This is a genomic window from Flavobacterium sp. YO64, assembly GCF_004119505.1.
Lineage (GTDB): Bacteria > Bacteroidota > Bacteroidia > Flavobacteriales > Flavobacteriaceae > Flavobacterium > Flavobacterium oncorhynchi.
Genome location: NZ_NRQV01000010.1, coordinates 157289 through 165744, shown reverse-complemented (window position 1 = coordinate 165744; position 8456 = coordinate 157289). Strand labels below are relative to the sequence as shown.

At 35.1% G+C, this 8456-nt stretch carries 6 protein-coding genes; 4 read left to right on the top strand and 2 right to left on the bottom strand.

Annotated features, from left to right (window positions below):
• Positions 1–41 precede the first annotated feature (41 nt).
• On the bottom strand, positions 42–809 hold the full coding sequence (locus BOW57_RS09575; protein WP_129053928.1) for a porin family protein: 768 nt from the start codon (positions 807–809) through the stop codon (positions 42–44).
• 10 nt (positions 810–819) lie between these two features.
• Positions 820–1941: a hypothetical protein gene (locus tag BOW57_RS09570; RefSeq protein WP_129053927.1), complete on the bottom strand. Its 1122-nt coding sequence runs from the start codon at positions 1939–1941 to the stop codon at positions 820–822.
• Positions 1942–2209: 268 nt separating this feature from the next.
• On the opposite strand from BOW57_RS09570, the gene BOW57_RS09565 reads away from it, so the two are divergent.
• The 4 genes from BOW57_RS09565 to BOW57_RS09550 all read left to right on the top strand — a co-directional run bounded on the left by BOW57_RS09565 (position 2210) and on the right by BOW57_RS09550 (position 8352).
• On the top strand, positions 2210–2533 hold the full coding sequence (locus tag BOW57_RS09565) for a DUF6660 family protein (protein WP_241687426.1): 324 nt from the start codon (positions 2210–2212) through the stop codon (positions 2531–2533).
• A 123-nt stretch (positions 2534–2656) separates the two neighbouring features.
• Positions 2657–5776 (top strand): efflux RND transporter permease subunit, encoded by a 3120-nt coding sequence (locus tag BOW57_RS09560; RefSeq protein WP_129053926.1) that lies wholly within the window; start codon positions 2657–2659, stop codon positions 5774–5776.
• Positions 5777–5936: 160 nt separating this feature from the next.
• On the top strand, positions 5937–7094 hold the full coding sequence (locus BOW57_RS09555) for a TolC family protein (RefSeq protein ID WP_241687425.1): 1158 nt from the start codon (positions 5937–5939) through the stop codon (positions 7092–7094).
• Position 7095: 1 nt separating this feature from the next.
• Positions 7096–8352, top strand: coding sequence for an efflux RND transporter periplasmic adaptor subunit (locus tag BOW57_RS09550; protein ID WP_129053924.1), 1257 nt, complete (start codon positions 7096–7098; stop codon positions 8350–8352).
• Positions 8353–8456: the final 104 nt, after the last annotated feature.

Below are 8456 nucleotides of genomic sequence, written 5' to 3'. Positions count from 1 at the left end.
GTAGTGATTTTTTTTTGGATTTTTTCTTTAATTAATACATATTATTTTTTAGGCATTTCATCTTCAGGAAGAATAACTTTGTTCATTTCAGCATCTTTTTCAGCTCTTCTTTGAGCCGCTTTTCCTTTTCCAATAGGCAAACCAGCAGTTATATATAAAGACCTGTTGTATACATTTGGGCCGTCGCCTTTCATTACAGGAACCAACCCATAATAATATTGAACCGTTAGATTCAATCCATTGCCCACATTCATATGATATCCAGTACCTAGAGCAACTCCTACATCAATAACACGTATTTGGTCTCTGATGTTCTTTTTGTAAACTACATCATCTTTGTTTACATCTTTTGAAAATTCATCAAAAGCTTTGGCTAACAAACCAAATTGTGGTCCCGTCTTCAGATAAATTCTATTTTTGAATTGGTACTTGATCAAAATAGGAACATTAAAATATCGAATTTCCCGATTTACAGTTCCTCCAGCAAAAGTATTATCTAAATTCGCATCGTTTAAAGAATACATAGGAATATGGCGTGCTCCCATAGGAGATTTTACGATTACTCCCGTATTAATCATCCAAGCTGGATTTTGCTTCGATCTAAGATCAAAGTAAAAACCAAGATTAAAACCAGGATTACTTCCAGAGCTATCCAAATCAGAAATTGTCGAAAGGTTTATACCGCCTTCTAATCCAAATTCTAAAAAGGGAGAATTTAGTTTGTCTCCAAAAATTAAGGAAATCAGCACCTGAGACTTCGCTTGTGACATACTTAATAATGCAGCAAGCAATAGCAAACCTTTTTTCATATAATTGGGTTTAAAGTCCAAAACGATATTGCAGTCCGCCTAAAACCTGTGTACGGCTTCCTAAAAATCCACATTCTGCTCTAAACATAATGTGCTTGTTATATTGAAACTGAGTTCCAATAATAAAATTCCACATATCTTTTGGAGCTTTTTGCAGCGAATATTGAACAGAAGAAGTGCCAGCAGTACTTAGAGCTCCATCAAGATTAGTTAAAAAAGTTCCCGCTCTTTCTAAAGCTCGATTTGCTGTATTATGCTTTGCCGCATTTATAGGATTAGCTTGTTGTGCAGGAGTTAAACCGTTCCACCAAGTATCAACTTTAGTTTGATTTTCGGCTACTTTTTCTAAACCATCATCAACTTTGCCTTGTGCGGTAGTTAAATCAAAAATATCAGACATTGCAATATTTCCATTAGTATCGCCAGAAATATGAACTCTAAAGCCTCCTACCCATAAAGCAATATTTTGATCTTGCTTATGAAACTTAAAAGTTTTACCTAATCTAGGTCCAAAAACATAAGAAAAAGCAGGTTTATCTAAAGAGCTGATGTCTGTCCATGCCATGTTCATGTCTAATGCAAGCCAGCCTCCGCCAATACCAATTGTTGGTGTCATACCAAAACCGAATGTTGTTGCATTAAAATTGGCTTTAGTGCTGAAAGAAGCAACTTGCGACCAATTATTATCGGCATCCGGAACCCATATACCGGCATTAATTTTTGTTGAAGTATTTGCTTTACCAAATATTCCATAAATATTTAAAAAGGGTAACAGCCAGATATCAGGTCGTATTGTAAGTGCACCGGCTTCGACCGAAGATTTGTCAAAACGCACAATTTCATCTAAGTTGTATTGCGGCCCATTATTAAAACCAACATTCAATTGACTAATATCGATTTGAGAATCCTGCCAAAAATAATTTATTGATAATCCCGCTGAGTAAGGTAATTTATAGCCCTTTTGAGCAACTTTTTCGCCCCATATTGGAAGAGCGTATGGGTATTCTTCTATTTTAAGGCTGTCTTTTAATTGTTGATTTTTTTGTCCTACGATTTTATCGGTATAAACCTGACCGAAAATTTGTACACTAAAGAATAATAAAAAGGCTGATATTACTGTGTTGCATTTCATTGATTGTGGTATTTGTTAATTAATAAAACTGCGCAAAATAAAATAGAACTAATGTATTCTTAAACTGAGATGTATGTACGATTTTGTTTTTTAGATATTTAGGATGTAAAAGATTGAAATTTTGAATGTATAATATTATGTTAATTAGTGTTAAAGTTAAATAAATTTTCTTTTGACTTGTACTATTTTTTTTAGAAAATGCAATTAAAAAACAGGATTAGAAAATAATTTGTTTCAAATAAAGAGATAAAGTATTATTTTTACAGTCATGAAATGGATTACAATAGTATTATCAATTTACTTGACTATACTTTCAAATATGCCCTGTGCAGATATGGAAGTGGATAGTGCTATGCATAAAACAGCTCAATTTTCATCAGAAGCCAATCATTCTCATGACAAAGACACTGATTTATGTTCTCCGTTTTGCACTTGCAACTGTTGCGGAGCACAAATTTTAAGCTTTCAATATTCTGTGAGCTATGATTTTCCTGCTGCTCACGCCATTATTTCAACTTCTTTACCAAATTACATTTCTGTATTTGCTTCTAATTTTTATGGAAGTATTTGGCAGCCGCCTCAAATAGCATAATGATAGCCCGATTGTTTAGTTTTAAAATTTAGAACTAAAATATTTGGGTCAGAGAATTGTGGACTTTCCACAAAATTATAGGACAAATTTTTGTCTAATTTCTCATGTCATTAAATATTTCAAATGCTAGATAAAATCATTCAGTTTAGTATACGAAACAAATTCGTTATACTACTATTTACCCTTGTTTTGATAGCTTGGGGAAGCTATTCGCTTAAAAAATTACCACTTGATGCCTTGCCGGACGTAACCAATAATCAAGTTCAAATTATTACAACGGCACCTACTTTGGCTAGTCAAGAGGTCGAACAATTAATTACATATCCGTTAGAGCAGGCTGTAAAAACAGTGCCGGATATCATAGAACTTCGCAGTATTTCCCGTTTTGGATTATCTGTAGTAACCGTCGTTTTTGAAGACGATGTCGATATTTATTGGGCACGTGAACAAATATTTCAACGTTTAAAACAAGCCGAAGAAAACATTCCAGAATATGCGGGTTCGCCTGAATTGGCGCCAATTTCTACAGGATTAGGTGAGATTTACCAATACGATGTTTATGCCAAAAAAGGGTATGAAAATAAATACGATGCCGTAAAACTAAGAACCATTCAGGATTGGATCATTATTCCGCAATTACAAGGAATTAAAGGAGTTGCAGACGTAAGTACTTGGGGTGGAAAATTAAAACAATATGAAATTGCCGTAAATCCAAATACATTAAACAGTCTTGGCGTAACCATTACCGAGATTTTTGATGCTTTAGAAAAAAACAATCAAAATACTGGCGGTGCTTATATTGAAAAAGACCAATACGCATTTTTTATTCGCGGCGTCGGAATGGCAAAAGGAGTTAAAGATCTTGGAAATGTCGTGGTTAAAAACCGAAATGGCTCGCCAGTTCTAGTCCGCGACGTAGCACAGGTTCGCGAAGGCGTAGCATTACGTTACGGAGCATCAACTAAAGACGGTAAAGGTGAAATCGTGTCAGGAATGGTTTTGATGTTGAAAGGAGAGAATTCCAGCGCAGTTGTTGATCGCGTTAAAGAAAGAATGATTCAAATTAATAAAAGTCTGCCAGAAGGGGTTGTTGCCGAAGCTTTTATTGATCGTGGAAAATTAGTAGATAATGCTATCGGAACCGTCACAAAAAATTTATTAGAAGGAGCTTTAATCGTCATTTTTGTACTGATTTTATTTTTAGGAAATCTTCGTGCAGGATTAATTGTAGCCTCTGTAATTCCGCTTGCGATGCTTTTTGCTATTATTTTGATGAATGCCTTTGGCGTAAGCGGAAATTTAATGAGTTTAGGAGCAATTGATTTTGGGATTATTGTTGACGGTGCCGTGATTATTGTCGAAGCTTCCATGCATCATTTGCAAAAACTCAAACGTAAAAAGGAACTTTCGCAGGAAGAAATGGACACCGAAATCTACAATTCGGCATCAAAAATTAGAAATAGTGCCGCTTTTGGCGAAATCATAATTTTGATTGTGTATTTACCAATTCTAGCTTTAGTGGGTACCGAAGGAAAAATGTTCAAACCAATGGCAATGACAGTTGGTTTTGCTGTTATTGGTGCATTTATACTTTCGCTGACCTATGTACCAATGATGAGTGCTTTGTTTCTTTCAAAAAAAACAGAACATAAAGAAAATTTCAGCGATAGAATGATGCGTTGGTTCGAGAATTTATACACACCATTTTTAAGCAAAGCGCTTCAGTTTAAAAAAGTAGTTTTAGGAGCTTCTTTAGGATTGTTTGTATTAGGTGTTATTGTTTTTCAGAATATGGGGGGAGAATTTATCCCTACGATTGAAGAAGGTGATTTGGCTATTAATGCAACAATTATGACAGGAAGTTCGCTTACGCAGATGGTTGAAACTACCACTAAGTACGAGCAGATTCTAAAAGCTAAATTTCCTGAAATAAAAACAATCGTAACCAAAATAGGAAGTGGTGAAATTCCAACAGATCCAATGCCAATAGAAAGCGGTGATTTGATTATTGTTTTAAAAGATAAAAAAGAATGGAGTGGCAAGTATCGTAATTGGGAAGAACTGGCAAATGCCATGAAAGAAGAGATGGAAGTAATTCCAGGAGCTAATATTGAGATTTCACAGCCAATTCAAATGCGTTTCAACGAATTGATGACTGGAAGTCGAAGTGATATTGCGATCAAGATTTTTGGAGACGATTTGGAAATTCTAGATTCAAAAGCTGCCGAGTTAATTTCGAAAATTAAAGGTATCGAAGGAATTGGAGATTTAAAAGCGGATAAAGTAACAGGTCTGCCGCAAATAACGATCAAATACGATTACAACAAAATCGCTTTATACGGATTGAATATTTCAGATATTAATCAAATTATTCGCTCATCATTTGCAGGAGAAAGCGCTGGAAAAATCTACGACGAAAGCAAACGATTTGATGTCGTAGTTAGAATGGATGAAGATAATCGTGCTGATATTACTGATGTGAGTAATTTGTTTATTCCGCTTCCAAACGGACAACAGGTACCGCTTTCTCAGGTGGCTACAGTCGATTACGAGCAAGGTCCGGTTCAAGTAGTTCGTGAAGATGGAAAACGTAGAATTACAGTGGGATTAAATGTACGCGGGCGTGATATTAAAACGGTTGTTGAAGAGATTCAGCAAAAGCTGGATAAAAATTTCAAACTTCCTGCAGGTTATTATGTAACGTATGGCGGACAATTTGAAAATTTGGTTGAAGCCACAAAAAGGCTTTCGATTGCATTGCCTATTGCTTTAAGTTTAATTTTAATACTGCTATATTTCACATTCAAAAGTTACAAGCAGGCACTTTTAATCTTTACAGCCATTCCTTTATCAGCTATTGGAGGTGTATTTGCTCTTTCGCTGCGCGGAATGCCGTTTAGTATTTCGGCAGGAATTGGGTTTATCGCTTTATTCGGAATTGCAGTTCTTAACGGAATTGTTTTGATCTCGTACTTTAATCAATTAAAAACAGAAGGAATTTTAGATCCGCTGCAAAGAATTTTAATTGGAACCAAAACGAGATTACGTCCAGTTTTAATGACTGCAGCAGTAGCTTCATTAGGATTTTTGCCAATGGCATTGTCTACAAGCGGCGGAGCTGAGGTGCAGAAACCGTTGGCTACAGTTGTAATTGGCGGATTGTTTTCGGCAACTTTACTGACTTTGATCGTTTTGCCGATTTTGTATTTAATGTTAGAGAGACTTAAACGCAAAGAACGCTAAGATTTACGCAAAGGATATAAAGAAAATTTAAAAAAAGATGAAAAACTTAACATACACTCACAGAAACTTAACCTTTGCAAACTTCGCATGTTCTTTGCGAACTTCACGGTTAAGTACGTTTATATTGGCGAATAAAACGTTGTGGTTAATCACATTTTTAATGATAACCACACTGACATCAGCGCAAACTAAAATATCTTTAGAAAAAGCAATTGAGCTTGCCAAATCTAACAACATTGATTTAAAAATTGCTGATAAGGAAATAGAAAAGCAAAAGACTTTACAAAAAACGGCCTTTCAGCCGGATCCGCTTCAGGTGCAATATCAAGGCGGACAGTTTAATAGTGCGGATTATGATCATAATGTTTCGGTGCAGCAATTTTTTCCGTTAGGAAATATTACAAAGGCTAACAGACAGTTACAGGAAGAATTAGCAAAATTGGCAGAGAAACGCAAAGCTTTATCTTCTTATGAAATTGAAAAAGCTGTGACATTGGCTTATTATCAATATTTGTATGGAATTTCGATTCAGAAGTTAAATTCTGAGCTAAATGAGATTTATACGAAATTTCTAAAAAATGCCGAGCTTCGCTTTAAAACTGGAGAAAGTGGTAATATTGAGGTAATAAGTGCCAAAGCGAAAGTAAAGGAAATTGAAACTCAGAAAGAACAATTGGCTTATGATATGGCAATTTATCAAAAACAACTTCAGTTTTTTATTCAAACCAATGAAAATGTACTGCCAGATGAGTCAACTTCGCTAAAATATCCTTTTGTAGAAAATCAGGATTCAAAGGCCGAAAGTATAATGACAGATCTGTATCAACAGGAGATTTCGGTTTTTCAAAAAGAAGCTAAAACATTTAAAGCCATGAGAACTCCTAAAGTAGGCTTAGGATATTTTGCCCAAACGATTGATAAAGTGTCTTTATTTCAGGGGTTTACCGCTGGACTTCAGATTCCGTTATTTGGAGGCGTAAATACAGCAAAAGCAAAAGCTGCGGAAATCAGTATTTCGCAGTCGCAATTAGCATTAGATAAAAACAAAATTATATTGAACCTGCAAAAAGAAGAATTACAGAATAACTTCAAAAAACAACAGAAGAATCTGGATTACTACCAAAATGAAGGATTGCAATACGCCAATCAAATTATCGAAACTGCACAAAAAAGTTATGCAAACGGCGATTTGAGTTATTGGTCTTACATAAGTTTTTTAAATCAGGCAATTGATATTAAAAAACAACTTGCAGAAGCAACACACAGTTTTAATCAAAGTGCCGTCGAACTCCAATTTCCAACCATCAAAAACAATTAAAATGAAAAATATATATAATTCTTTAACCGCAAAGTTCGCAACGATTTTAACGCAAAGTTCGCAAAGAAAAATTGCTTACAGCCTACTGCTTATAGCTTATAGCGGAATATTAATCTCATGCAATGAAAAAAAGACAGAAGAAACAAAAGAAGAAGAAAAATCTACGACAGAAGTTGCATTAACAGAATCGCAATACAAAACTGTAGGTATTGAAACAGGATTTGTAGAAGACAGAAACCTTAATAAGGTTATCAAAGCAAATGGATATACTACAGTTCCTCCTCAAAATTCTGCCGAAGTTTCGACTTTAATTGGCGGAACGGTGAAGGATATTTTTGTTTTAGAAGGAACATTTGTCAATAAAGGAAAAGTTTTGGCAACTATTCAAAATCTTGAAGTTATCGAAATGCAGGAAGAATATCATTCGGCAACAGCCAATGTTGAATATCTGCAATTAGAATACAATCGTCAGAAAACATTGAGTGACGAAAACGTAAATCCGAGAAAAACATTTCAAGAAGTAAAAGCCAAATTAGCTGCCGAAAGAGCGCGAGCGCAAGCGGCGAAAAACAAATTAGAAGCTTTGCATGTTTCTACAAAAGGGAGTACTTCAGTAGTTCCAATTGTGGCACCGATTAACGGTTATGTGGGAAAAATTAATATTGCTAAAGGTGCTTTTGCGCAAACCGGAGTTTCTTTGTTTGAAGTTGTAGACAACAGTCAAATGCATTTAGATTTGAATGTTTATGAAAAAGATTTAGGTTCAATTTCAATTGGTCAGGTTATCGATTTTGTATTAACAAACCAATCCAATAAATCAATTAAAGGAAAAATCTTCGGAATCAATAAATCATTTTCTAATGAAAGTAAAACGGTTGCAGTTCATGCCAAAATTGATCCAGCCGACGCAAAAGGACTGATTCCAGGAATGTATGTTTCAGCAAATATTAATATTGTTAATGCAACTGTTCCGGCTTTACCAAAAGATGCTGTAGTTCGAAATGCCGATAAATACTTTGTTTTTGTGCAGGAAGAAGCTCATGCCGAAGAAAAACACGAACATGCAGCAGGTGAAAAAGAAGAAGCTCACGAGAAAGAAGTCCATTTTAAAGCGGTTGAAGTGGTTCCAGGAACAACAGATTTGGGTTTTACAGAAATTAAGTTTGTTGGTGCAATTGAATCAGGAGCTAAAATTGTTACAAAAGGAGCTTTTTATTTGTTGTCTGCCATGAAAGGCGGAGGAGAGCATAGTCACTAGATTATTTGCCATGAAGGCGCCAAGTTTTTTCTCATTTTATGTCATTTCGACTGAAAGGAAAAATCACACTAGAATTTTGACAAAGTGTGTTGCCAATCTTTGTA

What these genes read in the sequence shown, in the direction of transcription:
- BOW57_RS09575 (WP_129053928.1), bottom strand. Translation starts at nt 809, where the DNA reads ATGAAAAAAGGTTTGCTATTGCTTGCTGCATTATTAAGTATGTCACAA.
- BOW57_RS09570 (WP_129053927.1), bottom strand. Translation starts at nt 1,941, where the DNA reads ATGAAATGCAACACAGTAATATCAGCCTTTTTATTATTCTTTAGTGTA.
- BOW57_RS09565 (WP_241687426.1), top strand. Translation starts at nt 2,210, where the DNA reads ATGAAATGGATTACAATAGTATTATCAATTTACTTGACTATACTTTCA.
- BOW57_RS09560 (WP_129053926.1), top strand. Translation starts at nt 2,657, where the DNA reads ATGCTAGATAAAATCATTCAGTTTAGTATACGAAACAAATTCGTTATA.
- BOW57_RS09555 (WP_241687425.1), top strand. Translation starts at nt 5,937, where the DNA reads ATGATAACCACACTGACATCAGCGCAAACTAAAATATCTTTAGAAAAA.
- BOW57_RS09550 (WP_129053924.1), top strand. Translation starts at nt 7,096, where the DNA reads ATGAAAAATATATATAATTCTTTAACCGCAAAGTTCGCAACGATTTTA.